This is a genomic window from Paenibacillus polysaccharolyticus (assembly GCF_023714295.1).
Lineage (GTDB): Bacteria > Bacillota > Bacilli > Paenibacillales > Paenibacillaceae > Paenibacillus > Paenibacillus polysaccharolyticus_A.
The window spans coordinates 1-26,458 of record NZ_JAMAUN010000019.1 but is presented as its reverse complement, the minus strand read 5'-3'; the positions used below and the strand labels follow the sequence as shown (position 1 = coordinate 26,458).

Here is a 26,458-nt window from a genome sequence, read left to right as displayed (position 1 = left end):
CATCTTATAGATTGATAGGTTAGGCAACCTGGATATGAGGAAAAACATTGAGATAAATTGAGCCGATTCTTTTGAAAAGATCAATTTAAATGTTTTTTTTAAATATGCTTGCAATATGCCCATCTTTTCTATATAATAATGAATGTTGTTCTTGTGACGTTGCGATGATGTGAGAGGTTACTGACACACCCGGCCCCTTTGCCATGGGAGAGTGGTTAGAAAATTTTCACGGAGTATGTCCGATAAAAAATTGGGCGATAGAAGGAGGGACTAAAATGGCAAAGCAAAAAATTCGTATTCGTTTGAAAGCTTACGACCACAGAATTCTTGATCAATCCGCGGAGAAAATCGTTGAAACAGCAAAACGTTCGGGTGCAGGTGTATCCGGTCCGATTCCGCTTCCTACTGAAAAACAAATCATTACTATTCTTCGTGCGGTGCACAAGTACAAGGATTCTCGGGAGCAATTCGAACAACGCACACATAAGCGTTTGATCGATATCGTTAACCCGACTCCACAAACTGTGGATGCCTTGATGCGCTTGGATTTACCGTCCGGTGTAGATATCGAAATTAAATTGTAATATATAGCAACAAACAAGACCACGTATAAAGGAAAAGAGGTGTCAACATGAAAGGTATCTTAGGAAAAAAACTTGGAATGACTCAAGTGTTTACCGCTGAAGGTAACGTAGTTCCAGTGACGGTTATCGAAGCAGGTCCTTGTGTTGTTTTGCAAAAGAAAGATATTGAGAACGATGGCTACGAAGCAGTTCAAATCGGTTTCTCCGATAAGAAAGAGAAAAATGCTAACAAGCCAGAAGCAGGACACGCTAAAAAAGCGAATACTGCACCTAAGCGCTACGTTCGTGAGCTTCGCGGCATCAACATCGCGGAATATGAAGTTGGCCAAGAATTGAAAGCTGACATTTTCGCTGAAGGCGAGTTCGTTGACGTAACAGGTGTTTCTAAAGGTAAAGGTTTTGCCGGCGTTATCAAACGTTGGGGACAAAGTACTGGACCTATGTCACACGGTTCGCGTTACCACCGTGGCCCAGGTTCGATGGGTTCGATCCAAGCTAACCGCGTTCCTAAAGGCAAACGCCTGCCAGGACACATGGGACATGATAGTGTTACGATTCAACGTCTTGAAGTTGTTAAAGTAGACGCTGAACGTAATGTTATCCTCGTGAAAGGTTCCATTCCTGGACCGAAGAACAGTCTTGTAAAAGTCAAAGAAACGGTGAAAAAATAACCACTGAAGAAAGGAGGAACACAAAATGCCAAAAGTATCAGTTTACAATGTAGATGGTAGCCAAGTGGGTGAAGTTGAACTGAATGATGCGGTATTCGGTATTGAGCCGAATCAACACGTTCTGTACGATGCGGTTCTTATGCAACGCGCTTCCCTTCGTCAAGGTACCCACAAAGTAAAAGGACGTTCTGAAGTACGTGGCGGTGGACGTAAGCCTTGGAAACAAAAAGGTACAGGTCGCGCTCGTCAAGGTTCGATTCGTTCTCCACAATGGAAAGGCGGCGGTATCGTATTTGGTCCGACTCCACGGAGCTATGCATACAAACTGCCTAAGAAAGTTCGCCGTCTGGCGATCAAATCTGCCCTTTCATCTAAAGTGCAAGACAATGACATTATCGTTTTGGATGCTCTGACATTGAGCTCACCGAAAACTAAAGAATTTGCTGCTATTTTGAATAACCTCAAAGTAGGTCGCAAAGCTTTGATCGTAGCACCTAGCTATGATGATAATGTAGCTCTTTCCGCACGGAATATTCCTGGCGTGAAATTCGTAGCTGCTGACGGCATTAATGTTCTTGACGTGCTTGGGCACGACAAACTGATCATTACGAAAGAAGCAGTTCAGAAGGTAGAGGAGGTGCTCGCGTAATGAAGGATCCTCGTGATATTGTAAAACGTCCGATTATTACGGAACGTACTGCTGACATGATGAACGACTTGAAATATGTATTTGAAGTCGATATCCGTGCAAACAAAACCGAGATCAAAAAAGCGGTTGAAGCTATTTTCGGCGTAAAAGTGAAAAACGTGAACACACTTCGTGTTCCAGCTAAACCGAAACGGTACGGACGTTATTCCGGATACACAAGTGAATGGAAAAAAGCGTTTGTAACACTGACGCAAGATAGCAAATCGCTTGAGTTCTTTGAAACTGTATAATTGAAATCTTTGAAGTAAGGAGGGAAAACTAGTGCCAATCAAAAAGTATAAACCAACATCCCCGGCAAGACGGAATATGTCCGTTTCTACATTTGAGGAAATTACCACAGATAAGCCGGAGAAATCGTTGTTGGCCCCACTGAGCAAACAAGCAGGCCGCAACAACCAAGGTAAAATTACAGTTCGTCACCACGGTGGTGGACACAAACGTAAATACCGTATCATCGACTTCAAACGTACTAAAGATGGAATACCGGGCCGCGTTGCTACAATCGAGTATGACCCGAACCGTACTTCCAACATTGCATTGATTCACTATGCTGATGGTGAGAAACGTTACATCATCGCTCCTAAAGGTCTGAAAGTTGGAGATCAAGTATTCTCTGGTCCTGACGCAGATATCAAAATCGGTAACGCACTACCACTTGAAAACATTCCAGTAGGTACCGTTATCCACAATATTGAGTTAAAACCAGGTAAGGGCGGACAATTGGTTCGTGCTGCTGGTACAGAAGCTCAATTGCTTGGTAAAGAAGAAAAATACGTTTCTGTTCGTCTCTCTTCCGGAGAAGTTCGTCGTATTTTGAAAGTTTGCCGCGCAACAATCGGATCCGTTGGTAACCAAGACCACGAGCTTATCAAAATCGGTAAAGCCGGTCGTAGCCGTTGGTTGGGTCAACGTCCTGAGGTTCGTGGTGTGGTAATGAACCCTAACGATCACCCTCACGGTGGTGGTGAAGGTCGTGCTCCAATCGGACGTAAATCGCCAATGTCACCATGGGGTAAACCTACTCTTGGTTACAAAACGCGTAAGAAAAATAAAGCTTCTGATAAATACATCATCCGTCGCCGCACGAAGTAATACACATTGTGCATAACTTCGTGAGGCATCTACGGATGCATAAAAGCTATGTTTGAAGGGAGGATCTCCACATGAGTCGCAGTTTGAAAAAAGGGCCATTCATTGATGGCTACATGCTCAAGAAGGTAGAAGAGATGGAAGCATCAGGCAAGAAGAATGTTATCAAAACCTGGTCCCGTCGCTCTACAATTTTCCCACAATTCATCGGACACACATTTGGCGTTTACGACGGTCGTAAACACGTGCCAGTGTATGTAACTGAGGACATGGTCGGACACAAACTGGGTGAGTTCGCTCCAACCCGTACGTACAAAGGCCATACTGATGATGACAAGAAAACAAGAAGATAAATGAACATCTCTAATGTTTGAGAGGAGGTTACACAATGGAAGCAAAAGCACATGCTAAGTTTATCCGGATTGCTCCTCGTAAAGTTCAACTCGTTGTTGACTTGATTCGCGGCAAGCAAGTAGGTGAGGCGGTTGCCATTCTCCGTCACACTCCGAAATCCGCTTCTCCAGTTGTTGAGAAGTTGCTTAACTCCGCTATTGCGAATGCGGAGCACAATTATTCTTTGGATGTTAATAACTTGGTGATCTCACAAGCTTACGTAAACCAAGGACCAACGATGAAACGTTTCCGCCCTCGTGCAATGGGACGTGCAAGTCGTATTAACAAACGTACTAGCCACATTACTTTGGTGGTATCTGAAAAGTAGAAGGAGGGAAAACGTGTGGGCCAAAAGGTAAATCCAGTCGGACTTCGTGTCGGAGTTATCCGTGACTGGGAATCTAAGTGGTATGCAGGCAAAGACTTCGGCGATCTTTTGATGGAAGACGTGAAAATTCGTGAATTCCTGAAAAATAAATTGAAAGACTCCGCTGTATCTCGTGTAGAAATTGAGAGAGCGGCTAACCGCGTAAACGTAACGATTCACACTGCGAAGCCAGGTATGGTAATCGGTAAAGGTGGATCTGAAGTTGAAAATCTTCGTAACCAAATTACGAAAATTGCTGGCGGTAAAAAAGTACACATCAACATCTCTGAAATTAAGAACCAAGACCTGGACGCAATCCTCGTAGCAGAAAGCATTGCACAACAATTGGAACGTCGTGTTTCTTTCCGTCGTGCGTTGAAACAAGCTATTCAAAGAACTATGCGCTCCGGTGCTAAAGGTATTAAAACTCAAGTAGGCGGACGTCTTGGCGGTGCTGAGATTGCACGTTCTGAAGGCTACAGCGAAGGAACTGTTCCACTGCACACACTGCGTGCTGACATCGACTATGGTACAGCAGAGGCACATACTACTTACGGACGTATCGGCGTAAAAGTATGGATCTATCGTGGAGAGGTTCTTCCTACGGCTAAGAAACAAGCTGCTAAGGAAGGAGGCAACTAATCATGTTGGTACCAAAACGCGTAAAACACCGTAAGCAACAACGCGGACATATGAAAGGCCAAGCAAAAGGCGGAACTACGCTGAACTTTGGCGAATACGGTCTGCAAGCTACGGAACCGGCTTGGATTACGAACCGTCAAATCGAAGCGGCTCGTATTGCGATGACTCGTTACATCAAACGTGGTGGTAAAGTCTGGATCAAAATTTTCCCTGACAAACCAATCACTCAAAAGCCTCTCGAGGTTCGGATGGGTAGCGGTAAAGGTAACGTAGAAAAATGGGTTGCAGTAGTGAAACCAGGTAAGATCATGTTTGAACTTGCTGGTGTACCGGAGGATATTGCACGCGAAGCGATGCGTCTTGCCGCTCACAAACTGCCGATCAAAACGAAGTTCGTGAAACGTGAAGAATTGGGTGGTGAAGCAAATGAAAGCTAGTGAATTTCGCAACCTAACCTCAGCTGAAATCGAGCAAAAGATTGCCGGATTTAAAGAAGAACTCTTTAACCTCCGCTTTCAACTCGCTACCGGTCAGCTGGATAACCCGACTCGAATCCGTGATGTGCGGAAAGAAATAGCTCGTGCTAAAACCATCATCCGTGAAAGAGAACTGGGAATCGGTTAATTAGAGGTCGGATATACATTCCGTCTGTAATCAGGAAGGAGGCCAACAATGAGCGAAGAGCGTAATGCACGTAAAGTTCAAACTGGTAAAGTTGTCAGTGATAAAATGGACAAAACGATTGTTGTTGCTGTAGAAACCTACAAAAACCACAAATTGTATCATAAACGCATTAAGGTTACTAAAAAGTTCAAAGCGCATGACGAAGAAAACACTGCGAAAATCGGTGACACGGTGAAAATCATGGAGACTCGTCCGCTTTCGAAAGATAAACGCTGGAGACTTACTGAAGTCGTTGAAAAAGCGGTTATCATCTAATTGCATGATCAGCATAGCTGGAAGGAGGAATACTAAATGATTCAACCATTTACACGTTTGACTGTAGCCGACAACTCCGGTGCGAAGGAACTGATGTGTATCCGCGTACTCGGCGGTACGGGACGTCGTACAGCTCAAATCGGTGATCTGATCGTTTGTTCTGTAAAACAAGCAACACCAGGCGGCGTTGTCAAAAAAGGTGATGTAGTTAGAGCGGTTGTCGTTCGTACTAAACGTTCTGTACGTCGTAAAGACGGTTCCTACATCGGTTTTGATGAAAATGCAGCTGTTGTTGTAAAAGACGACAGAAGCCCGCGCGGAACACGTATTTTCGGACCTGTTGCTCGTGAACTTCGCGAGAAAGATTTCATGAAAATCGTTTCCTTGGCCCCAGAGGTTATCTAATAGATTAAGCTCGTGATGTTTAGAAACAGGAGGTGTACGAAATGCCAAGAGTGAAAAAAGTTCTGGAATCCCATAACAACAAACTTCACGTTAAAAAGGAAGATACGGTTATGGTGATCAGCGGTAAAGACAAAGGTAAAAAAGGCCGTGTCATCGCTGCTTATCCTCGTGAAAACCGCGTCCTTGTGGAAGGTGTTAACATGGTGAAAAAACACCAGAAGCCTAACCAGCAAAATCCGCAAGGCGGCATTATCGAGAAGGAAGCTCCGATTCACGTTTCCAACGTGATGCACATCGATCCAAAGAGCGGAAAAGTAACCCGTATCGGTTACAAAGTGTTGGATAACGGTAAAAAAGTGCGCGTTGCAAAACGTTCCGGAGAAATTATCGACTAATTGAACCGAATGAGAAAGGAGGGCTATGATTCATGGCATCAAGAATGAAAGAACGTTACCTGCAAGAAATCGCTCCTGCTTTGATGCAGAAGTTTAACTATACAACGGTAATGCAAGTGCCGAAAATCGAGAAAATCGTTATCAACATGGGTGTGGGCGACGCTGTCCAAAACTCCAAAGTGTTGGATTCCGCAGTAAACGATTTGCAATTGATCGCAGGTCAAAAACCTGTAATCACTCGTGCAAAAAAATCAATCGCAGGTTTCAAACTGCGTGAGAACATGCCTATCGGTGTGAAAGTTACATTGCGCGGCGAGCGTATGTACTACTTCCTCGATAAATTGTTCAACGTAACACTTCCACGTGTACGTGACTTCCGCGGTGTATCGAGCAAAGCGTTCGATGGTCGTGGTAACTACACTCTGGGTCTGAAAGAGCAATTGATCTTCCCAGAGATCGAGTATGATAAAGTAGACAAAGTCCGCGGTATGGATATTGTCATCGTAACAACGGCGAAAACAGACGAAGAGTCCCGCGAATTGCTTACGCAACTGGGAATGCCTTTCGTTAAATAATGTTGGCATAAACGTTCCGGGTGTCTGGAAAGACTCCCTTTTCTCCGAAATTATTTAGGAGGTGTCAGGCTAAAGTGGCAAAAACTTCGATGAAAGTTAAACAACAACGTACACCAAAGTTTAAAGTACGTGCTTATACACGCTGTGAGCGTTGCGGTCGTCCACATTCGGTACTGCAAAAGTTCAAAATTTGCAGAATTTGCTTCCGTGAATTAGCTTATAAAGGCCAGATTCCTGGCGTGAAAAAAGCAAGCTGGTAAAAAGTCCTGAACGGGAAGGAGGTTAACTCACAATGACTATGTCTGATCCAATTGCAGATATGCTTACTCGTATTCGTAACGCGAACACTGTTCGTCACGAAACGGTAGAAATGCCTGCTTCGACAATGAAAAAACAAATCGCCGATATCTTGAAGCGCGAAGGTTTCATCCGTGATGCTGAATTTATCGAAGATAACAAACAAGGGATTATCCGTGTTTTCTTGAAATACGGTCAAAATAACGAACGCGTTATCACTGGTCTGAAAAGAATCAGTAAACCTGGTCTTCGTGTTTACACGAAAAGCAATGAAGTACCTCGTGTACTTGGTGGCCTGGGAATCGCGATCATCTCGACATCCAAAGGTGTTATGACGGACAAAGAAGCTCGTCAATCGAAATCCGGCGGAGAAGTCGTTTGCTACGTTTGGTAATATAACGTCACAAGATAGGAGGTGCAACACATGTCTCGTATTGGTCGCAAACCAATTACAGTACCAAGTGGTGTAGACATCACTTTGGACAACACCGTTATTACGGTAAAAGGACCAAAAGGAACTTTGACTCGTGAACTTCACAAAGACATGAAGGTTACAGTTGAAAACAACGAAATTACAGTTGTGCGTCCTTCCGATAACAAAACTCACCGTTCTTTGCACGGCACAACGCGTAGCGTTGTCAGCAATATGGTAAGTGGCGTAACTGAAGGATTCGCTAAATCTCTGGAGCTGGTTGGGGTCGGATATCGTGCAAGCAAATCCGGAGATAAAATCGTTCTGAACGTTGGTTACTCTCACCCGGTTGAAATCACACCGGAAGCGGGAATTGAGTTCGAAGTACCTTCGAACACAAAAATCATCGTTCGCGGTATCGATAAAGAGCGCGTAGGTGCTTACGCTGCTAAAATTCGTTCCGTTCGTGAACCTGAGCCGTACAAAGGTAAAGGTATTAAATATGAAGGCGAGCGTATCATCCGTAAGGAAGGTAAAGCCGGTAAGAAGAAATAAGATTTCTCTTACCGCCTTTTCGCGGCTTTCGGCTCGCTTGCTTCGTGTGTTTCTAATATACCCCGTGGCTTCTGCTTTGAAGCCAGCGAGGTAACCTGAAAGGAGTGAATCCCTGAGATGATTACGAAACCAGATAAAAACAAGGCTCGTCTGAAAAGACACCTTCGTGTTCGTAAGAAAATCCAAGGAACGGCTGCACGTCCTCGTTTGAACGTTTTCCGTTCTGGTAAACATATGTACGCTCAAATCATCGATGATGTAGCTGGTGTAACAATTGCTTCCGCGTCTACTGTAGACAAAGAATTGAGCACTGACATCAAAAATGGTGCATCTGTTGAATCTGCTCGTAAAGTTGGCGAACTCGTTGCTAAACGTGCAAAAGATAAAGGTGTTTCCAATATCGTATTTGACCGTAGCGGATATCTGTATCATGGTCGTATTGCAGCTTTGGCTGAAGCGGCTCGTGAAGCAGGACTTGAGTTTTAAGATATTTTTCAAAAGGAGGTTAACGACTTGCGTGTAGATCCGAATACTTTGGAACTGTCTGAAAGAGTAGTAAACATTAATCGCGTAGCTAAGGTAGTAAAAGGCGGACGCCGTTTCAGCTTTAGCGCACTGGTTGTAGTCGGCGACGGCAACGGCTGGGTTGGAGCGGGTATCGGTAAAGCGGGCGAAGTACCTGATGCAATTCGCAAAGGTATTGAAGATGCTAAGAAAAACCTTGTACACGTTCCACTCGTAGGAACATCGATTCCTCACTTGGTAACAGGTAAGTTCGGCGCAGGACGCGTTCTGTTGAAACCAGCATCTGAAGGTACTGGTGTTATCGCTGGTGGTCCTGTACGTGCGGTTCTCGAACTTGCTGGTGTAGGTGACATTTTGACAAAATCTCTGGGTTCTTCGAATTCCATGAACATGGTCAATGCGACTTTGGAAGGTTTGTCCCGTTTGAAGCGTGCTGAAGACGTGGCTAAACTGCGCGGAAAATCCGTCGAAGAGCTTCTGGGTTAGGAGGGAATTCTCATGGCTAAATTAGAAATTACCCTCGTCCGTAGCTTGATCGGACGTCCGGAGACGCAAAGAACAACTGTGAAAACATTGGGATTGCGCAAAATCAACAGCAAAGTGATCCAAAACGATAATCCTGCCATCCGTGGTATGATTAACAAAGTAAGTCACTTGGTAGCTGTCAAAGAAGTAGAAGCTTAATAAACGGGTATACACCCACAAATCTTTAAGGAGGTGCAACGAACGATGAAGTTACATGAGCTTTCACCATCTCCTGGATCGCGTAAAGAACGCAAACGTGTTGGTCGCGGTCCAAGTAGTGGTACGGGTAAAACATCAGGTCGCGGTCATAAAGGACAAAACGCTCGTTCTGGCGGTGGTGTGCGTCCAGGCTTCGAAGGTGGACAAAATCCATTGTATCGTCGCTTGCCAAAACGCGGTTTCGTAAACCCAACTCGCAAAGAATATGCAGTTGTTAATATCGAAGACCTGAATAGTTTGCCTGCGGGTACTGAAGTAACTCCAGAATTCTTGATGACGAACGGCGTTGTTAAAAACGCTAAATCCGGAATCAAAGTCCTGGGTAACGGTGAAGTCACTGTGAAGCTGACTGTTAAAGCTAACAAGTTTTCTCAATCTGCGGTGGAGAAAATTGAAGCTGCCGGCGGTACAACCGAGGTGATTTAATGTTCAAGACCCTAAAGAATATCTGGCGGGTTGAGGATCTGCGCAAAAGGGTATTATTTACCCTTTTTGTACTGATCATTTACCGCATCGGCTCCTTTGTTCCTGTTCCAGGTGTAAACAAAGATGTGTTCGAAGCGACAAATTCTGCGGGTAAAGAAGTTTTTGGACTTCTCAATACGTTCTCGGGTGGAGCACTATTCCAGTTCTCGATATTTGCACTCGGGATCGTTCCTTACATCACTGCGTCTATCATAGTACAGTTGCTTTCCATGGACGTTATTCCTAAATTAGCGGAGTGGGCAAAGCAAGGTGAACAAGGTAAGAAGAAATCGGCACAACTGACTCGTTACTTAACGATCGGGCTGGCATTGATTCAAGCGTTTGGTACGTCGATCGGATTTAACCGCTTGTACAATACAGACATGATCCCTAATGCTACGTTTGCTGATTATATCTTGATCGCGATTGTACTTACGGCCGGTACGTCATTCCTGATGTGGCTTGGTGAGCAGATCACCGAGAAAGGCATCGGAAACGGAATCTCGATTTTGATCTTTGCAGGTATCCTGTCAACAGTGCCTAACATTATCAAACAAACGATCGAGTCCGACTTCATCCAACCTGATCAATTGTTCATGAACATCCTTAAAGGTGTGATTATCGCGATTGTCATCGTGCTGATTATCATCGGGGTCATTTACATTCAACAGGCGATTCGGAAGATTCCTGTACAGTATGCAAAACGTGTCGTAGGTAACAAAATGTACGGTGGACAGAATACACATATCCCGCTGAAGATTAATGCAGCTGGTGTTATCCCTGTCATCTTCGCATCATCGCTGTTGATGTTCCCAACAATTATCGCCAACTTCTGGGCTAATCATGGTTGGGCACAGTGGATCGGTCAAAACTTGACTACACACAAACCACTTGGTATGGTGCTGTATGTCGTGATGATCTTCGGATTCACATTCTTCTATACTTTTGTACAGATGAATCCACAGCAGATGGCTGATAATATGAAAAAGAACGGCGGTTACATTCCGGGTATTCGCCCAGGTAAAGCAACCGAGAAATATCTGACCCGTGTCATGACTCGTTTGACAATGGCCGGAGCCATCTTCTTGGCAGTCATTTCCGTTCTGCCTGTATTCTTAGGGGCACTTTCTGGTTTGCCTCAATCAGCGCAAATTGGAGGAACATCCCTCCTGATCGTTATCGGTGTTGCGCTGGATACGATGAAGCAAATCGAAAGCCAATTGATCAAACGCCACTACAAAGGTTTTATCAATAAATAGGCAATAGGTTCCGGTTGAGTAAAGATTTACTTGCCGGCACCTATTGTGCTGTTTGTTGATGTAGGGTAGTCTTGGAGGGAGTGACATAACGTGAACATCCTATTCATGGGCCCTCCGGGGGCAGGAAAAGGTACGCAAGCAGACGTCATTGTGAAAGAGTTCGGTATTCCCCATATTTCAACAGGCGATGCATTTCGTCTTGCGATTAAACAGGGAACTCCCATTGGCCTGAAAGCCAAGGAATATATGGATCAAGGATTACTTGTACCAGATGATGTAACCATCGGCATCGTTGAAGAACGTTTGCAACAGTCAGACTGCAGGGAAGGATTCCTCTTGGATGGTTTTCCAAGAACCCTGTCTCAGGCAGAGGCACTGGATGGCATCTTGGGACGACTGAACTCAGGTCTTGATCATGTGATCAACCTGAAAGTGGATCGCAACAAATTGCTGGCTCGGTTAACGGGTCGTCGTATTTGTAAAAACTGTGGTTCCACGTATCATGTCGTATTTAATCCACCGAAGCAGGATGGTATCTGTGATAAATGCGGCGGCGAGTTGTACCAGCGCTCTGATGATAACGAAGAGAGTGTAGGCACTCGTTTAGACGAATATATCAACAAAACAGCACCACTCCTCACGTTCTACGAAACTAAAGGCCTTCTTCGTCAAATCGACGGAGAGCAGGATATCGATCAAGTTTCTCAAGAAATCGTGTCCTTGTTGAGAGGTTAATTGATGATCATTGGTAAGTCCGAAACGGAACTGGGTTTGATGAGGGAAGCTGGGAGAATTGTTGCGGAAACGCATCGTCTCTTGGAAGAACACATTGTTCCCGGTATTACGACTGGTGAACTTGACCATATGGCTGATCAATTTATTCGCAGTCAAGGAGCTGTGCCGTCTTTCAAAGGTTATAACGGTTTCCCTGCCAGTGTGTGCGCTTCAGTGAATGAAGAGTTGGTACATGGATTTCCCGGCAAACGCAAGTTGAACGAGGGCGATATCGTTACGTTTGACATTGGCGCGCAGTACCAAGGGTATCATGGAGATTCTGCCTGGACCTATCCAGTCGGCCGTATTTCCGAAGAAGCTCGTCGTCTTCTGGACGTTACCGAGGCTTCATTATACGCAGGACTAGCGCTGGTAAAACCAGACGTTCGCTTGTTTACAATATCTCATGCAATTCAGAAATATATTGAAGATGAAGGGTTTTCCGTCGTTCGTGAATATGTCGGTCACGGCATTGGAGCGAATTTGCACGAGGAACCATCGATTCCGAACTATGGTCTCCCTGATCGTGGGCCTAGGTTAAAGGCTGGTATGGTGCTGGCTATTGAGCCAATGGTTAACGCAGGTAGGCGGTATGTCAAAACGTTGGAAGATAACTGGACTGTCGTTACGGCTGATGGATCGTTATGTGCCCACTTTGAACACACCGTAGCAGTTACACCTGAAGGTATGGAAATTTTCACAAAACTGAATGCGTAGGTGATTAGGCATGAACAATCCGTCGAATCCGCAGCTCGGTCAACTTGTGAAGATCCGTAAAGGCCGCAATGCGGACCAAGCCGCAGTAATTGTTGCTATAGAGGACAATAGGTTCGTATATATCGCGGATGGAGACAAACGAAAGTTTGACCAACCCAAGAAGAAGAATGTTCTTCATCTTGAACTTCAACCGATGATTAGCAGTGAGGTTGTAAACAGTTTAAACGAGAGTGGTCGGGTGACAAACGGGAAGCTCCGCTATGCGGTTCATTCGTTTCTGGAATCCACCAACATTCAAGCTGAAGAGAAAGGAGACTGACTAATGGCCAAGGAAGATGTCATTGAAGTGGAAGGCACGGTTCTTGAACCGCTGCCGAATGCAACGTTCAAGGTTGAGCTTGAGAATGGTCATCAAATTCTCGCTCACGTTTCCGGAAAATTGCGGATGCACTTCATCCGTATCCTGACTGGAGACAAAGTAGTTGTTCAGTTATCGCCTTATGATCTAACAAAAGGTCGTATAACTTACCGTAAATAGTAGTAGACAGTTGCAATGAACTGTGAAGCTTATGAAGCGGGTTTTGCCCGGCAAAACTTGCGAAAGCTTCGAAGCCGGTTTTACAATAGTAGAACAAGGTCAATGCTTACGAAGAGGGTTTTGCTAAGCAGAACTTTGAGGAGGTAATTCACATGAAGGTAAGACCTTCGGTCAAGCCGATTTGCGAAAAATGCAAAGTCATTCGCCGCAAAGGGAATGTAATGGTTATCTGTGAAAATCCAAAACACAAACAAAAACAAGGTTAATGAAGGGGGTGTAGCGTAAAATGGCACGTATAGCTGGTGTGGATTTGCCACGTGATAAGCGCGTTGAGATCGCCTTGACTTATATTTTCGGAATCGGTAAAACGACTTCCCAGAAAATTCTGAGCTCTACAGGCATCAATCAGAACACTCGTGTTCGTGATTTGACGGAAGATGAAGTCAGCAAATTGCGTGAAAGTATCGACAAAGAGGTCAAAGTTGAAGGTGACCTGCGTCGTGAAATCTCTTTGAATATTAAACGTTTGACGGAGATCGGTTGTTACCGTGGAGTTCGTCATCGTCGTGGTCTGCCTGTTCGTGGACAACGTACGAAAACGAATGCTCGTACTCGTAAAGGTCCTCGTCGTACTGTAGCGAACAAGAAGAAATAATAAGGGGGGATAAGAGAAAATGGCTAAACCGAAAAAAGTCGTACGTACTAAACGTCGTGACCGTAAAAATATTGAATCTGGCGTGGCACATATCCGTTCCACTTTCAATAACACTATCGTTACTATTACGGATCCTCACGGAAACGCGATTTCGTGGGCAAGCTCCGGCGGCCTCGGATTCAGAGGTTCCCGTAAATCGACTCCGTTTGCTGCACAAATGGCTGCTGAGACTGCTGCCAAAGCTGCAATGGAGCATGGGATGAAATCCGTTGAGGTTATGGTTAAAGGACCAGGCGCAGGCCGTGAAGCAGCGATCCGCTCTTTGCAAGCTGCTGGTCTTGAAGTTAACCTGATCAAAGACGTAACTCCAGTCCCGCATAACGGATGCCGTCCTCCAAAACGTCGTCGTGTCTAATGAGATTTGCCCCTGCGTGTGGTATACTTCCGGCACAATCTGCTAATAATGGTTGTTTAGGCATACTACTACATGTTTTCGCAAGAGAAGGTAAATGTTTCATAAAGGACCGACGTTTTGAAGGAGGGGTATTGCAGTGATAGAAATCGAAAAGCCGAAAATTGAGACGGTAGACGTCAACGATGATGGCACCTATGGGAAATTCGTAGTAGAACCGCTGGAGCGCGGATACGGTACGACGCTTGGAAACTCGCTTCGCCGAATCCTGCTCTCATCACTGCCGGGTGCGGCAGTGTCTTCGGTTCAAATCGATGGCGTTCTGCATGAATTTGCTACAGTTCCTGGCGTAATGGAAGACGTTACAGAGATTATCCTTAACCTGAAAGCTTTGTCGCTCAAAATTCATTCTGACGAGGAGAAAGTGCTCGAGATTGATGCTGAAGGCGAAGGAGCAATCACGGCTGGAGACATTCGTGCTGATTCCGATGTAGAAATCCTTAACCCGGATCTTCACATTGCTACGCTTGGACCAGGTTCGAGACTTCACATGCGTATTTTTGCCAATCGCGGTCGCGGCTACGTCCAGGCAGATCGGAATAAACGCGATGACCAGCCGATCGGCGTCATCCCTGTCGATTCCATCTTCACCCCGATTAGCCGCGTAAACTACGCTGTGGAAAATACGCGTGTAGGCCAAGTAACCAACTATGACAAGCTCACGTTGGAAGTTTGGACTGACGGAAGTATTCGTCCTGAAGAGGCTGTAAGCCTCGGCGCTAAAATTTTGACCGAGCATCTGATGCTCTTCGTGGGTCTTACAGACGAAGCGAAGGATGCAGAGATCATGGTTGAAAAAGAAGAAGACAAAAAAGAAAAAGTACTCGAAATGACGATTGAAGAGCTGGATCTCTCTGTTCGTTCCTACAACTGCCTCAAACGTGCCGGTATTAATACCGTACAAGAGCTGACTACGAAAACGGAAGAAGACATGATGAAAGTCCGTAACCTCGGACGCAAGTCTTTGGAAGAAGTTCAAGAGAAGCTTGAGGAACTGGGTTTGGGATTACGTACAGAAGAATAGACAGCTGAGTGCTTGAAGTGAAGGAGGGAAAACAATGGCATACCAAAAGTTGGGCCGTAATTCCAGCGCACGTAAAGCTTTGTTCCGTGACCTGGTAACCGACCTGTTCTTATACGAGCGCATTCAGACAACTGAAGCGAAAGCAAAAGAGGTTCGCTCTATTGCTGAAAAACTGATCACTAAAGCGAAAAAGGGAGATCTTCATGCCCGTCGCCAAGTGGCAGCATATGTTCGCCGCGAAACGATCGATGGTGAGCAAGATGCAATCCAAAAACTGTTTAGCGAATTGTCCGGTCGTTACGCTGAGCGTCCAGGCGGATACACACGTATCCTGAAACTGGGACCTCGTCGTGGTGACGCAGCGCCTATGGTTTACTTGGAACTGGTAGACCGCGCGTAATACAGATGTGAGATGAGGAAAGGGGACAGAGTCCAAGATTCTGGGTCAACCCTTTTTTTCTCTTCATTTCGGAATTCGTGCTGTAAATGAAGCTCCGTAAGGGGCTTCTTTTGCTGTTCGGGATAGGGTTATGTATAGTATGGAACAAAGGTGTGGTAATATGCGCAACTTATGTATGACGGTAACTTACGATGGAACGGCCTACTACGGCTTTCAAGTACAGCCAGGAGGTAATACCATTCAGGACCACCTTGAGGATGCCATTCGTGCGTTGACTGGTGAGACGGTGAAAATCACGGGGTCAGGCCGAACGGATGCAGGCGTTCATGCCCGCAGACAAATCTTCAATTTTCCTACAGCGTCCCAGATTCCGGTGGAACGATGGTGTATTGCACTCAACTCCAGATTGCCATCTGACATTGTTGTTATTGATGCAATGGAGGTACCGCTAGATTTTCATTCTCGTTATGCAGCGAAAAAGAAAACCTATCGATATACGGTCAATGCAAACCAATTTCCGGATGTCTTTAACAGAAGACTGCAGCATCATCATCATGCCAAGCTGGACATTACTGCTATGGAGGAAGGCCTGCGTCATTTCATAGGCACATATGACTTTACTTCCTTTGCTTCACGCAAGTCTCAGAAAGAGAATCATGTACGTTCGGTATACGAAGCATGGATAGAAGTGGACCGTTCAATGTGTAGGAACCATCCTCGCGATCAGGGTGTCATTCATATTTATGTGAGTGGTAACGGCTTTTTGCAGCATATGGTGCGTATCATTGTCGGGACGCTGCTGGAGATTGGAGAGGGCAAACGGAAAGCCTCTGATGTACCGAATATGATTGCTGCATGCAATCGTTCTGCTGCAGGACCTACTGCAGTGAGTTGCGGTTTAATGCTCTGGGATCTCGAATACAAAAAAGATTAAATTTGGTGAGTAAAAAGCTTAAATAATACTTGCGAATTGGTCTCTTATCATGTAATATAAAAGTTGTGTTTTCTTAATGGCTTTCCCACAGCCCCAATTAAGATGTTCACATCGCAACAACTATCCATCAACACCTAAAGTTATCACTTAACGAACGAAGATAAATGAAAATGATGATTTTGAACATTTAAGGAGGAACTTTTCATGCGTACTACGTACATGGCGAAGCCTAACGAAGTTGAGCGCCAATGGCACATCATTGATGCTGAAGGCAAAACCCTCGGACGTTTGGCGAGCGAAGCAGCTGCTTTGATCCGCGGCAAACATAAGCCACAATTCACTCCACATGTGGACACTGGCGATTTCGTTGTTATCATCAATGCAGAGAAAATTGTATTGACTGGTAAAAAAATGCAAGGTAAAAAATACTACCGTCACTCGATGCACCCAGGTGGTTTGAAAGTAACTACTGCTGAAGAGATGGTTAAAAACAAACCTGAACGTATGTTGGAATTGGCTGTTCGCGGTATGCTTCCTAAAACTCGCATGGGCGAGAAAATGAAGCTGAGACTTAAAGCGTACAGAGGCACTGAGCATCCACACGCAGCACAAAAACCAGAAGTTTACGAACTTCGCGGTTAATTAAAAGGAGGACAGTTTCATGGCACAAGTACAATACTATGGGACAGGTCGTCGTAAACATTCGGTAGCACGTGTTCGCCTTGTACCGGGTGAAGGACGCATTGTCATCAATAAACGTGATATTAATGAATACTTCGGTTTGGAAACACTCAAACTGATCGTAAAACAACCACTGACTTTGACAGAAACGCTCACTAACTATGACGTTTTGGTTATCGCTCATGGTGGCGGAATCTCCGGTCAAGCCGGCGCGATCCGTCACGGTATCTCACGCGCTCTGCTCAAAGCAGATCCGGAATACCGTGCATCCCTGAAAAAAGCAGGATTCCTGACTCGTGACCCACGTATGAAAGAACGTAAAAAATACGGTCTTAAAGCGGCTCGTCGCGCACCTCAGTTCTCCAAACGTTAAGATTTTCAAAGTCCTTGGCTTCGGCCAAGGGCTTTTTTTATATTTTATACACTATAGGTTATACTTAATGTTTGCATATTTTAAATTCAAATTCATCTAATATGCCCATCCTCGCTTGCCCATTCATGGCTTGACTCTCTGTATAGTTTTAAATATGGTTATCACAATCTTAGCCGTTTTAGTCATACCATCTCTCCAGATGATCATCGTTTTTCTCATATCTGAGTTATCAGTCTTTTTTATGAATACGATAAAGGGTTCTTACTTTTGTTGTTTGATGGAGTTTCAGACTCCGGCTTTCAATATCCTCTAATGAGGACGGTTCTTTATAAGATTACGCTGTCTAATAATGCAAGATATTTCATCGTTCATCTCATAAAGCCAACAATAGCAACGAATTTCGCTCTTTAGGGAATAGTGAACTTGAAATTTGCATTCATGAGATGTTGTATAATTATGCCTGCTTTTTATAGGAGAGCCTAATAAGCACTAAAAATAGAGCGCTGTTTTACTGTTTTTAGTGAGTACAACTGATGTAATTTACCAGATGGCAGGCATTGACATCCCGAGTGAAAGATTTATACTATACATAATTCATATTAGATTAGTCGGCTTTATGTGGTTCAGATTATGAATGGGGGAAAAAGAACAATGAACTTGTTAGAAAAGGAAGAATTGGCCCGTACAAAAGCAGAGGAACTGGAGCAAGCTAGTCCGGAGGACATTATTCGCTATGCGGTTGAAACATTTCCTAATATTACTTTTGCCTGCAGCTTTGGTGCAGAAGATGTTGTGCTTGTAGATATGTTGCAAAAAATTAGTCCATCTACTGATGTATTTTATCTGGATACAGATTTTCATTTTCAGGAAACATATGATACGCGTGATCGGATGCAAGAAAAGTACAACCTTGAGTTTGTAAAAGTATCGCCAAAAATCACACCAGAAGAACAAGCTGCTCAACATGGGGAAGACTTGTGGAAATCCGATCCCAATGCTTGTTGTAACATTCGTAAGGTAGAGCCCTTGACACGTATTCTTTCGCAGTATGATGCATGGATTACAGGTATTCGCAGAGATCAGGCACCTACTCGTGCCAATGCCAAGAAGGTCGAATATGATACGAAATTTGGTCTGATGAAATTTAATCCGATTGCACACTGGACGAATGAGGATGTATGGGAGTACATCCGTGCCAATAACGTAACGTATAATCCGTTGCATGATCAGAATTACCCAAGTATCGGCTGCGAGCACTGTACACGGCAGGTTATGCCTGGTGAAGATCCGCGTGCGGGACGTTGGTCTGGCAATGATAAAACGGAATGCGGTTTGCATAAATAAGCTGTGTCAATAGAGTAATGACAATGCAAATGTCTTTTTCAGTAAAATCATTTTTAAAATTATGAATTATAATGCCGCTATCACCTCAAAAAACGGATGTATAAAACAAGGAGCTGACAAGATGACTTCGATTCTGCCTCATGGAGGTACGCTGGTGCAGCGTATCGTACAAGGAGAAGAACGTGAGCAATTATTGCAGGAAAGCAAAAACCTGAACTCATTGCAGATTAACACCTGGACGATCTCAGATTTGGATTTGATTGGTGTAGGTGCGTTTTCACCGCTTCAAGGCTTTATGAATGAGGAAGATTATCTGTCTGTCGTATCCCAAATGCGTTTGGCAGATGGCACAGTATGGAGCATACCGATTACACTGGCTGTAAATGATCAACAGGCTGATTCACTTCGTAAAGGTGAAACTGTAGCTCTTGTTGGTGAAGCGGATGGAGTAACGTACGGTCTGCTCGAGGTTCAAAGCATCTATAAGGTGGATCAGGCAGAGGAAGCACGTCGAGTTTTCAAAACCGATGATCCTGAACACCCTGGTGTGAAAAAACTGCTGGAGCGTCCTGCAACATATGTAGGAGGTCCAATTCAAGTGTTGAACCGTCCGAAACCGGCCAAGTTTGAAGATTTCTATTATGACCCGGCTCAGACACGTAAGATTTTTCAGGATAAAGGATGGAGAACCGTTGTTGGTTTTCAGACGCGTAACCCTGTCCACCGGGCACATGAGTATATCCAGAAGAGTGCAATGGAAATCGTGGATGCACTTTTCTTAAATCCACTAGTAGGTGAGACGAAGTCGGATGATGTTCCAGCGAATGTGCGCATGAAGAGTTACCTGGTACTGCTGGAGAACTATTATCCGGCCGATCGTGCGTTTCTAGGTGTATTTCCGGCTGCCATGCGGTATGCAGGGCCTCGTGAAGCTATTTTCCATGCAATGGTACGTAAAAATTATGGATGTACCCACTTTATCGTGGGGCGTGATCATGCGGGTGTAGGTGATTATTACGGAACCTATGAAGCACAAGAGATCTTCTCTAATTTTACGGCGGAGGAATTGGGCATTACACCACTGTTCTTTGAACACAGTTTCTTCTGCACCAAATGCGGAAATATGGCTTCCAGCAAAACCTGCCCTCATGACAAGGAACATCATATGACTTTGTCGGGAACCAAGGTACGTGGATTGTTGCGTAATGGTGAATGTCCACCGCCAGAATTTACACGTCCTGAGGTTGCTGAGGTATTGATTGAGGGTATGGCTGAGCAAGTCCATTCCTAAGGGTATATTTGTCCATCTTGTCCCATATAGATGATTAGAGTCATTTATAGGGGCGAGGTGGTTTTTTTTATGCGTAAAAACATGGGGAAACATCTGGTAGTCTGGATCCGATTAAAAACGGTGAAGAGGGTTATGTTGAGCCTGTGTTTGATGGCTATGTTTGTAGCGGTAGTTTCGTATGAGATGCCCTCGGCCAAAACGTCAGGGTATTGGAGTCTGCCTCTGGCTGGTAAAGTCATCGCAATTGATGCAGGTCATGGAGGACCGGATGGGGGAGCAGTGAGCAGACAGGGAGTCATTGAGAAGGATATCAATTTGTCCATTGCGCTGTATGTTAGAGATTATCTACAGCAGGCTGGCGCTCTAGTTGTGATGACGCGTGAAATCGATAAGGATTTGGCTGACGAGGGGACGAGAGGATACTCCAGACGCAAGACAGAGGATCTGAAACAGAGAGTAAGACAGATTGAAGATAAACAAGCGGATTTATTTATCAGCATTCACATGAACAGTGTGCCATCTAATCGTTGGAGCGGTGCACAAGTCTTCTATACGCCTAATCATCCTGATAACGAAGGTCTTGCAAATCTGCTACAAGCCGAAATGATTCGGAATCTGGAAAATACAGACCGTATAGCCAAAACGGTGAGTACCGTTTATCTGCTTCAGGCTCTGAAAATCCCGTCAGCGCTCGTTGAGGTCGGCTTTTTGTCCCACCCCGAAGAGGCTCGTCTGCTCGCTGAAGAAACGTACCAACGGAAAGTAGCTGCGTCTATTTATAACGGTATTCTCCGATATTCTGCTGGTGAACGTCCGAAAAGTTAGTCATAAGAAGAAAGGTAGTGCTATAATTGGAACAGCATACCTAACACATGCCAATAGATAAAACCGAGGTGCTGTCTGATGTTATCAAAAGAACAGATACTTGAACTTTTACAGCCATTACAGGAACCGCAGCTGGGACTAAGCTTGACGGAGCTGGGATGGATACGTGACATTATGGTGAAAGAACATCATGTGGCCTTAAGCATGGTGACACTGGAGAATCGGCCAGAAGATGCAACCGCTTTAACGGATGCTGCACGTAACTTGCTGTCCCAGCATGGAGTGAAGGATGTACATATCCGCACACGAGTAGCGTCCGAGCATGACCGTCAGAGCCTTGACTTGGGACAAGTAGAAGAAGAGCAAGATCAGGATGAAGTCCTTGTAAAAGGCCATGCAGCTGGTCTCGATGGACATGAGCTGTTAAGTCCTGATTCGGGAGTTCGTTTTATTGCCGTAGCTAGTGGTAAAGGGGGCGTGGGCAAGTCTACCGTCACCGTTAATCTGGCTGCTGCTTTGGCACGTCAAGGAAAGAAAGTCGGACTCATTGATGCTGATATTTATGGTTTCAGTGTGCCGGATATGATGGGGATCGAGGAATATCCGGTTGTTGAGGACGGGGTGATTCAACCCGTCGAACGTTTTGGTGTCAAAGTGATGTCTATGGGGTTCTTCATTCGGGAAAATAACCCTGTAATTTGGCGTGGCCCAATGCTTGGCCGGATGCTGCGCCAATTCTTCACTGATGTACAGTGGGGTGAGCTTGATTACATGTTATTGGACCTGCCTCCAGGCACTGGGGACGTCGCACTGGATGTACATCAGATGTTGCCACAGAGCAAAGAGATCATCGTTACCACTCCACATGCCACTGCGGCCTTTGTAGCGGCACGTGCCGGAGCGATGGCCATTCAAACGGAGCATGAGCTATTAGGTGTAGTGGAGAACATGGCTTATTACGAATGTGGTAAATGTGGAGAGAAGGAGTATGTCTTTGGTCGTGGAGGGGGCGGACGTCTTGCCGAAAGCTTGCACACGGTGCTGCTTGCCCAGATTCCATTAGGTGCTCCGGATAACCATCCTTCAGAGCCGGATTTCTCACCGTCTGTGTACAAGGCAGAGACTACAATAGGCGCTATATATGACGAAGTTGCCAAGTCGATTGAGTCTAAGTTTGAATAAGGTTTGTTAATATGGAATTTAATGTGGCTATATAAAAGCCTGCGTCCTTTGGATGCAGGCTTTTTGACATCATTACAAATTTTCCAAAAAAGGGATCACATATTATCTGTTAGAGAATTTGCATCAGCGCCATAGCCTTATGAGCTTCCGCCACCACCACCGGAGTCTCCACCTCCAGAATCACCATTGCCACCATCTCCCCCGTCCTGACCCTTCTGCCCACCACCGCTTTCCGTTTTAGGCTGGAGTTCTTCTTGTACCACTTTTTTCAGCAAAGTAAGAACTTCCATGCGAAACAAAGGATTTTGCATCACTTCCTGCATAACGGTCATGGTTTGTTTTCGGTATTCCGGGGTTTTGGTCATATCCATAAACATTTTGGATACCTCAGGTGATTTCATAATATCCCCGATGGATTTCTGGTACGTCGGATCTTTGATTAGCTGCATATGCAGTTGTTTGCTTTGTCCGTTGATCGCTTTGGCGAATTCACCAGCAAATTGCGGATCGGTCATGATTTTCTCGAATTCCTTCTGGTATTCAGGAGCGGTTATGGTATCTTTAACGGCAATACGTATTTGTTCCGAAGATTGCATGGGCATTAACATTTTCATACCAACCGTTCCAGAGCCGCCACCAGAGCCACCGCTCTCTTCCGAGCCACCACTGCCGCCTCCGCTAGAGGAGCTCTGACCCGTTAGAGCCTCCTCAACAGCCTTCTTACCTTCATCACTTTTCAAAATATCTACGACCATCGTTTTCATCTCTTTATAACTGCCCTGAGGAGGCGAAGAACTCTGATCTGAACCGCAGCCGGCGAGCATGACGGATAGCCCTAATACAATGCAGCATAGTTGCCACATAGGCCTTTTCATGTGTACAATCCCTCCTTGATTAGATACTGGATGTAGTATGTGATGGGAAAGGGGGAAATATGTTGAGCAATGATGGTTTTTTGCTGTGAAGGTTGGTAAAATAAACTCTCGGGGGTGGAAAACATTTGAATTTGCGTAGATGGTTTTTCCTGTTTTGGACAGCCTTGCTTATTGGCGACGCAGGAGCGTTAGGAACGGGACTGATTATGATGTTGGTCAACGGGGAGAAAACAAACGGAATTGCAGACTTTATGTTATATCTTTTAATTCTGTTTGGCTCTGGAGTGATGATTAGCGTATATTCACAAATGGGTTTCTTTGCATATCTCATCTTGAATTATATGGGCAAGGGTGTATTTCCAAGACGTGGATGGCAGATTGTGCAGATTGTGCTGACTGTACTGGCTTTGCTGGACCTCATGTTTTTGCGTTTATTTGTCGGAGGAGGTCGAGAGCGTATTTCGGACATTGTGCTGGGACTGATCATTTTGGCGGCTGCAATTGTTACCGCTTACGTGAAAGTGAAACAGACACATATCTCTGCGCTAGTGCCAACGCTCTTTTTCATGATCGCTGTGACTGCAGTGGAAACGATCGGTGTACTGCGTATTGACGTTAATGCGGCCACCATCTTTATTGTGATCCCTTTGCTGCTATGTAATGCATATCAGATGCTGATCCTGCACAAACTTGTCGATAATTCAAAAGAAGGGGCTGTAAATCCTGCTCCTAGTCGTTAAACGAATGTCGTCATAAAATACTTAAGGGTCATACTCATGAGTAAGGTCTCATATCTATGAAAAAATCAAAAGAGCTAACTGCGTTAGCTCTTTTTCAACTTTTTAGTATGGGATTCATTTGTCGACTTGCCGTTTCTGCCAGAAGATCTAAAAAAGGTTACACCATGTGCCTTATTGGCCACTGGCTTGATCACGTACTTCCTTACCTTCTACGGTGGAATGATTGAGCAACTCGGATACGGTTACGAATTCATAACCCTGATTTTTTAATTTGTCGATGATGGCTGGAAGTGCCTCATGGGTCTGCTTCGATGAGTCGCTGGCATGCAGCAGGACAATGTCACCGGGATGTGCTTTGCTGACGACTCGATCCACGATCGTCTGTACCCCGGGATTTTTCCAATCCAGAGAATCCGTATCCCACTGAACAACTTGATAGTTTAGACTGTTCGCCACCTGAAGCACGCGCTTATCAAAATCTCCATTAGGCAATCGTAGCAAATTGGGTTCTTTTCCCGTTAAATCGGTTAAAATGCTGTGAGCTGTCGAAATCTCCTTGCGGATCTGCTCTTCGGTCAGGCTAGTATAGTTCTCGTGCCGATGTCCATGACTACCGATCTCATAGCCTGCATCTTTGATGGCAGTCACAATCTCGGGATGGGTTTTGCTCCAGGGTGAGGAGAGAAAGAAAGTGGCCTTCTGCACTTTATTCTCCTGAAGAACTTTAAGAATCGGTTCAGTTCGTTTATCACCCCAGCTAATGTCAAAGGTAAGTGCAATGACTTTCTTGTCAGTCGGTACACTGTAGACGGCGGAAGGTGCTTCTTCCGAGAACACTGACACGTTGCCACTTTCCAAATAAATAATACCAATCGCAAAAATGGCAGCAACGAGCACAATCAGATTACGTTTGATCTTTTTGCCGCTGAATACATAGAACGAGTTCATTTCGCTAAGCGCCCCTCTCCCAATAAAGAAATGCTTGTTTACTTTTCAATGTATGCTCGTACCGCCCAGTTATTCGTTTTCCATCTTTGTTGGTCCATCATTTCTGTTTATAGGAGGTTGTTATGCTAAAATTCAGTACGTTTATAAGAGATATGGGTACGATTAGAGGAGCTTTAATCTGGTCATTCTTGTTGTTTGCAGTTGGTATAGGAGCAGGATGGCTGAGTACAGGGCCCCTGGAAGAGTTATTATTGGGCCAGATCGAGGGGCTTCGTCAAGTCAGCCAACAGTTGGAGCAAGGCGGTAATGTGCAATGGAATTTCTTTTTGTTCATCTTTTTCAACAATGCGATCAAAAGTGTGCTGGTTATCTATGCCGGAGTTATTTTCGGTATCTTACCCATCATTTTTCTGATAATTAACGGGATGGTGCTCGGCTTTGTTGTTCACACCACGATGAATTATGGGGCAAGCTTTTTTGATATTGTCGTGAAGGGGTTACTTCCACATGGCATTATCGAAATCCCGGTTATTATTATTGCCTGTGCATTTGGATTGAGGTTCGGCGGGGTGGTAGTACGAAGCTTGGCACAACTGGGAAGCGATAAACGAGCTATGATCGGTCCCAGATGGAAAGAGTTTATGAATATGACGTTAACGGCAAGCTTCTGGATAGTCATCTTGCTTCTCGTTGCAGCGGTTATTGAGAGCACACTCACATATGCACTAGTCAGAGGATGAAATCATTCGTGAAAATTTGTGATACCCAGCATTCATAAATTCCCAGTAATTTGACCATAACAATAAAACGGGTTTCAGCAGTGCAGACAAAAAGAGATCTGCTTTTAACAAAAAACAAAGCTGAGAACGTAGTGTGACTATAGAGGCTATGCACAAAAAGGAGAACTTTTAATGCTGGGTATGCTATTTAACGAGAAGGAATGCAAGGAACTGGACTATGTATTACGCAAAGAGTTGGATGAAATGCTGTTCGATCTGAGTGACCATCGTCTTGATCAGGAGATTAAATATGCTATAGCAAGTCGGTATAAAACAGTTTTTCGTATGTATGCACGGTTCGCCCCGCCTAAAGAGTTATCCAAGTATGCAAGAGGCGGTAAGTTAAAAAACTCCAAGCTATAAAATAAAGCTGAACATATAATTTTAAACGTTATGATGAGAGGTGTAGTTCTCTAGATAGAGAATGCGCCTCTCATTGTATTCGCCATTTGCTAAAGGGAATGATCAACTTATTTGTCGAAATAGGGTTGACCTTTTCGAAACTATATGGTAAATTAATTTTCGTTCCATTTTTAAGGAGCCGTTTGATTGGACAAGCATTTTTATAAGACAGTAACTAAAACGGTTGAAAAAAATGCTTGCAAAGAAAACGTGGATGTGTTACATTATAAAAGTCGCCGCTGAAACGACGGCAAAATGAAAAACAACGCATCAAATTATGTTTGATCTTTGAAAACTGAACAACGAGTGAGTAAACATTCTGCTCGCAGAATGACGTGAAGGTTTTTGGTACATGCCATCTGGCTGTATGAAAACTGGAACACAAATGAGATGTTTAATCTCGTCAGATTCAAAATGAGCTTATCGCTCTTTTCAATACCCCGATGAGTTACACCGCGTTTAACGACGCTGCGAAATT

General features: G+C 44.7%; 44 protein-coding genes. 41 read left to right on the top strand and 3 right to left on the bottom strand.

Annotation, left to right across the window (positions count from 1 at the left end; genetic code table 11):
- The first annotated feature begins 275 nt into the window (after positions 1-275).
- From rpsJ to M3629_RS27265, 38 genes are all read left to right on the top strand, one after another.
- Entirely contained in the window at positions 276-584 is a 309-nt protein-coding gene (gene rpsJ / locus M3629_RS27455) for a 30S ribosomal protein S10 (protein ID WP_017692074.1), read from the top strand.
- Positions 585-631: 47 nt separating this feature from the next.
- Complete coding sequence (gene rplC, locus M3629_RS27450; protein WP_251512056.1) at positions 632-1,255, top strand: 50S ribosomal protein L3; 624 nt, start codon at positions 632-634, stop codon at positions 1,253-1,255.
- Between the two features lie 25 nt (positions 1,256-1,280).
- The gene (gene rplD, locus M3629_RS27445) at positions 1,281-1,904 is read left to right on the top strand and encodes a 50S ribosomal protein L4 (RefSeq protein ID WP_110899280.1); all 624 of its coding nucleotides are present in this window, start codon (positions 1,281-1,283) and stop codon (positions 1,902-1,904) included.
- Positions 1,904-2,194, top strand: coding sequence for a 50S ribosomal protein L23 (gene rplW, locus M3629_RS27440; protein WP_090924675.1), 291 nt, complete (start codon positions 1,904-1,906; stop codon positions 2,192-2,194). The genes rplD and rplW overlap by 1 nt, the downstream gene beginning before the upstream one ends.
- 31 nt (positions 2,195-2,225) lie before the next feature.
- Positions 2,226-3,056: a 50S ribosomal protein L2 gene (rplB, locus tag M3629_RS27435; RefSeq protein WP_076292169.1), complete on the top strand. Its 831-nt coding sequence runs from the start codon at positions 2,226-2,228 to the stop codon at positions 3,054-3,056.
- A gap of 71 nt (positions 3,057-3,127) precedes the next feature.
- Complete coding sequence (gene rpsS / locus M3629_RS27430) at positions 3,128-3,406, top strand: 30S ribosomal protein S19 (RefSeq protein WP_056697694.1); 279 nt, start codon at positions 3,128-3,130, stop codon at positions 3,404-3,406.
- Positions 3,407-3,441: 35 nt separating this feature from the next.
- Positions 3,442-3,774: a 50S ribosomal protein L22 gene (gene rplV / locus M3629_RS27425; RefSeq protein ID WP_090924674.1), complete on the top strand. Its 333-nt coding sequence runs from the start codon at positions 3,442-3,444 to the stop codon at positions 3,772-3,774.
- Positions 3,775-3,789: 15 nt separating this feature from the next.
- Positions 3,790-4,455, top strand: a complete 666-nt coding sequence (gene rpsC / locus M3629_RS27420; RefSeq protein WP_110899283.1) for a 30S ribosomal protein S3 — start codon at positions 3,790-3,792, stop codon at positions 4,453-4,455.
- Between the two features lie 2 nt (positions 4,456-4,457).
- Positions 4,458-4,892, top strand: a complete 435-nt coding sequence (rplP, locus tag M3629_RS27415; protein WP_076292170.1) for a 50S ribosomal protein L16 — start codon at positions 4,458-4,460, stop codon at positions 4,890-4,892.
- Positions 4,882-5,079, top strand: a complete 198-nt coding sequence (gene rpmC, locus M3629_RS27410) for a 50S ribosomal protein L29 (RefSeq protein WP_017692083.1) — start codon at positions 4,882-4,884, stop codon at positions 5,077-5,079. The genes rplP and rpmC overlap by 11 nt, the downstream gene beginning before the upstream one ends.
- A 48-nt stretch (positions 5,080-5,127) precedes the next feature.
- The gene (gene rpsQ, locus M3629_RS27405) at positions 5,128-5,394 is read left to right on the top strand and encodes a 30S ribosomal protein S17 (RefSeq protein WP_056697701.1); all 267 of its coding nucleotides are present in this window, start codon (positions 5,128-5,130) and stop codon (positions 5,392-5,394) included.
- A 36-nt stretch (positions 5,395-5,430) separates the two neighbouring features.
- A complete protein-coding gene (gene rplN / locus M3629_RS27400) occupies positions 5,431-5,799 on the top strand; it encodes a 50S ribosomal protein L14 (RefSeq protein ID WP_024633579.1) in 369 nt (122 codons plus the stop codon).
- 41 nt (positions 5,800-5,840) lie between these two features.
- Entirely contained in the window at positions 5,841-6,194 is a 354-nt protein-coding gene (rplX, locus tag M3629_RS27395) for a 50S ribosomal protein L24 (RefSeq protein WP_090924672.1), read from the top strand.
- Positions 6,195-6,226: 32 nt separating this feature from the next.
- Positions 6,227-6,769, top strand: coding sequence for a 50S ribosomal protein L5 (gene rplE, locus M3629_RS27390; protein WP_111271027.1), 543 nt, complete (start codon positions 6,227-6,229; stop codon positions 6,767-6,769).
- 74 nt (positions 6,770-6,843) lie between these two features.
- The gene (locus M3629_RS27385) at positions 6,844-7,029 is read left to right on the top strand and encodes a type Z 30S ribosomal protein S14 (protein ID WP_013312154.1); all 186 of its coding nucleotides are present in this window, start codon (positions 6,844-6,846) and stop codon (positions 7,027-7,029) included.
- Between the two features lie 32 nt (positions 7,030-7,061).
- The gene (rpsH, locus tag M3629_RS27380; protein ID WP_123067254.1) at positions 7,062-7,460 is read left to right on the top strand and encodes a 30S ribosomal protein S8; all 399 of its coding nucleotides are present in this window, start codon (positions 7,062-7,064) and stop codon (positions 7,458-7,460) included.
- A gap of 30 nt (positions 7,461-7,490) precedes the next feature.
- Positions 7,491-8,033 carry a 50S ribosomal protein L6 gene (gene rplF, locus M3629_RS27375; protein ID WP_090924669.1) on the top strand — a complete coding sequence of 181 codons (543 nt, stop codon included), beginning with the start codon at positions 7,491-7,493 and terminating at the stop codon, positions 8,031-8,033.
- A gap of 117 nt (positions 8,034-8,150) precedes the next feature.
- Entirely contained in the window at positions 8,151-8,519 is a 369-nt protein-coding gene (gene rplR / locus M3629_RS27370) for a 50S ribosomal protein L18 (protein WP_017692090.1), read from the top strand.
- A gap of 27 nt (positions 8,520-8,546) precedes the next feature.
- Positions 8,547-9,044 carry a 30S ribosomal protein S5 gene (rpsE, locus tag M3629_RS27365; protein WP_024633574.1) on the top strand — a complete coding sequence of 166 codons (498 nt, stop codon included), beginning with the start codon at positions 8,547-8,549 and terminating at the stop codon, positions 9,042-9,044.
- Positions 9,045-9,056: 12 nt separating this feature from the next.
- Complete coding sequence (rpmD, locus tag M3629_RS27360; RefSeq protein WP_090924668.1) at positions 9,057-9,242, top strand: 50S ribosomal protein L30; 186 nt, start codon at positions 9,057-9,059, stop codon at positions 9,240-9,242.
- Positions 9,243-9,287: 45 nt separating this feature from the next.
- Positions 9,288-9,728 carry a 50S ribosomal protein L15 gene (gene rplO / locus M3629_RS27355; protein ID WP_090924667.1) on the top strand — a complete coding sequence of 147 codons (441 nt, stop codon included), beginning with the start codon at positions 9,288-9,290 and terminating at the stop codon, positions 9,726-9,728.
- Positions 9,728-11,026: a preprotein translocase subunit SecY gene (gene secY / locus M3629_RS27350; RefSeq protein ID WP_090924666.1), complete on the top strand. Its 1,299-nt coding sequence runs from the start codon at positions 9,728-9,730 to the stop codon at positions 11,024-11,026. The genes rplO and secY overlap by 1 nt, the downstream gene beginning before the upstream one ends.
- Before the next feature lie 90 nt (positions 11,027-11,116).
- Positions 11,117-11,761 (top strand): adenylate kinase, encoded by a 645-nt coding sequence (locus tag M3629_RS27345; protein ID WP_251512034.1) that lies wholly within the window; start codon positions 11,117-11,119, stop codon positions 11,759-11,761.
- 3 nt (positions 11,762-11,764) lie between these two features.
- A complete protein-coding gene (gene map / locus M3629_RS27340) occupies positions 11,765-12,517 on the top strand; it encodes a type I methionyl aminopeptidase (RefSeq protein WP_090924664.1) in 753 nt (250 codons plus the stop codon).
- Positions 12,518-12,527: 10 nt separating this feature from the next.
- Entirely contained in the window at positions 12,528-12,836 is a 309-nt protein-coding gene (locus M3629_RS27335) for a KOW domain-containing RNA-binding protein (RefSeq protein ID WP_251512007.1), read from the top strand.
- A gap of 3 nt (positions 12,837-12,839) precedes the next feature.
- Positions 12,840-13,055, top strand: coding sequence for a translation initiation factor IF-1 (gene infA, locus M3629_RS27330; RefSeq protein WP_017692098.1), 216 nt, complete (start codon positions 12,840-12,842; stop codon positions 13,053-13,055).
- 152 nt (positions 13,056-13,207) lie between these two features.
- On the top strand, positions 13,208-13,321 hold the full coding sequence (gene rpmJ / locus M3629_RS27325) for a 50S ribosomal protein L36 (RefSeq protein ID WP_003333770.1): 114 nt from the start codon (positions 13,208-13,210) through the stop codon (positions 13,319-13,321).
- Positions 13,322-13,341: 20 nt separating this feature from the next.
- Entirely contained in the window at positions 13,342-13,710 is a 369-nt protein-coding gene (gene rpsM, locus M3629_RS27320) for a 30S ribosomal protein S13 (RefSeq protein ID WP_056697730.1), read from the top strand.
- A gap of 19 nt (positions 13,711-13,729) precedes the next feature.
- On the top strand, positions 13,730-14,125 hold the full coding sequence (gene rpsK / locus M3629_RS27315; protein ID WP_068537278.1) for a 30S ribosomal protein S11: 396 nt from the start codon (positions 13,730-13,732) through the stop codon (positions 14,123-14,125).
- 136 nt (positions 14,126-14,261) lie between these two features.
- Entirely contained in the window at positions 14,262-15,206 is a 945-nt protein-coding gene (locus M3629_RS27310) for a DNA-directed RNA polymerase subunit alpha (protein WP_024633566.1), read from the top strand.
- 34 nt (positions 15,207-15,240) lie between these two features.
- Entirely contained in the window at positions 15,241-15,606 is a 366-nt protein-coding gene (rplQ, locus tag M3629_RS27305; RefSeq protein WP_017692102.1) for a 50S ribosomal protein L17, read from the top strand.
- Between the two features lie 160 nt (positions 15,607-15,766).
- Positions 15,767-16,540 (top strand): tRNA pseudouridine(38-40) synthase TruA, encoded by a 774-nt coding sequence (gene truA, locus M3629_RS27300; protein WP_251512005.1) that lies wholly within the window; start codon positions 15,767-15,769, stop codon positions 16,538-16,540.
- Between the two features lie 204 nt (positions 16,541-16,744).
- A complete protein-coding gene (gene rplM / locus M3629_RS27295; protein ID WP_024633564.1) occupies positions 16,745-17,182 on the top strand; it encodes a 50S ribosomal protein L13 in 438 nt (145 codons plus the stop codon).
- A 19-nt stretch (positions 17,183-17,201) separates the two neighbouring features.
- Positions 17,202-17,594, top strand: a complete 393-nt coding sequence (rpsI, locus tag M3629_RS27290; RefSeq protein ID WP_090924661.1) for a 30S ribosomal protein S9 — start codon at positions 17,202-17,204, stop codon at positions 17,592-17,594.
- Positions 17,595-18,245: 651 nt separating this feature from the next.
- On the top strand, positions 18,246-18,938 hold the full coding sequence (locus M3629_RS27285) for a phosphoadenylyl-sulfate reductase (RefSeq protein ID WP_251512003.1): 693 nt from the start codon (positions 18,246-18,248) through the stop codon (positions 18,936-18,938).
- Positions 18,939-19,059: 121 nt separating this feature from the next.
- Entirely contained in the window at positions 19,060-20,229 is a 1,170-nt protein-coding gene (sat, locus tag M3629_RS27280; RefSeq protein ID WP_251512002.1) for a sulfate adenylyltransferase, read from the top strand.
- 69 nt (positions 20,230-20,298) lie between these two features.
- Positions 20,299-21,054: an N-acetylmuramoyl-L-alanine amidase CwlD gene (cwlD, locus tag M3629_RS27275; protein ID WP_251512000.1), complete on the top strand. Its 756-nt coding sequence runs from the start codon at positions 20,299-20,301 to the stop codon at positions 21,052-21,054.
- Between the two features lie 78 nt (positions 21,055-21,132).
- A complete protein-coding gene (locus M3629_RS27265) occupies positions 21,133-22,236 on the top strand; it encodes an Mrp/NBP35 family ATP-binding protein (RefSeq protein WP_285889056.1) in 1,104 nt (367 codons plus the stop codon).
- A 137-nt stretch (positions 22,237-22,373) separates the two neighbouring features.
- Here the strand turns inward: M3629_RS27265 and gerD are convergent, their stop codons facing one another.
- Positions 22,374-23,111, bottom strand: coding sequence for a spore germination lipoprotein GerD (gene gerD, locus M3629_RS27260; RefSeq protein WP_251511998.1), 738 nt, complete (start codon positions 23,109-23,111; stop codon positions 22,374-22,376).
- A gap of 125 nt (positions 23,112-23,236) precedes the next feature.
- On the opposite strand from gerD, the gene M3629_RS27255 reads away from it, so the two are divergent.
- Entirely contained in the window at positions 23,237-23,851 is a 615-nt protein-coding gene (locus M3629_RS27255; RefSeq protein WP_251511996.1) for a KinB-signaling pathway activation protein, read from the top strand.
- Positions 23,852-24,022: 171 nt separating this feature from the next.
- On the opposite strand, the gene pdaB is transcribed toward M3629_RS27255, so the two are convergent.
- The gene (pdaB, locus tag M3629_RS27250; RefSeq protein ID WP_251511994.1) at positions 24,023-24,799 is read right to left on the bottom strand and encodes a polysaccharide deacetylase family sporulation protein PdaB; all 777 of its coding nucleotides are present in this window, start codon (positions 24,797-24,799) and stop codon (positions 24,023-24,025) included.
- Between the two features lie 122 nt (positions 24,800-24,921).
- Here pdaB and M3629_RS27245 point away from each other — a divergent pair, with 122 nt between their 5' ends.
- Positions 24,922-25,539 (top strand): stage II sporulation protein M, encoded by a 618-nt coding sequence (locus tag M3629_RS27245; RefSeq protein ID WP_251511993.1) that lies wholly within the window; start codon positions 24,922-24,924, stop codon positions 25,537-25,539.
- A gap of 171 nt (positions 25,540-25,710) precedes the next feature.
- Positions 25,711-25,941, top strand: a complete 231-nt coding sequence (locus M3629_RS27240) for a hypothetical protein (protein WP_090924652.1) — start codon at positions 25,711-25,713, stop codon at positions 25,939-25,941.
- 314 nt (positions 25,942-26,255) lie between these two features.
- Here M3629_RS27240 and M3629_RS27235 read toward each other — a convergent pair.
- A partial coding sequence (locus tag M3629_RS27235; protein ID WP_251511991.1) for a hypothetical protein occupies positions 26,256-26,458 on the bottom strand: 203 nt, incomplete at its 5' end.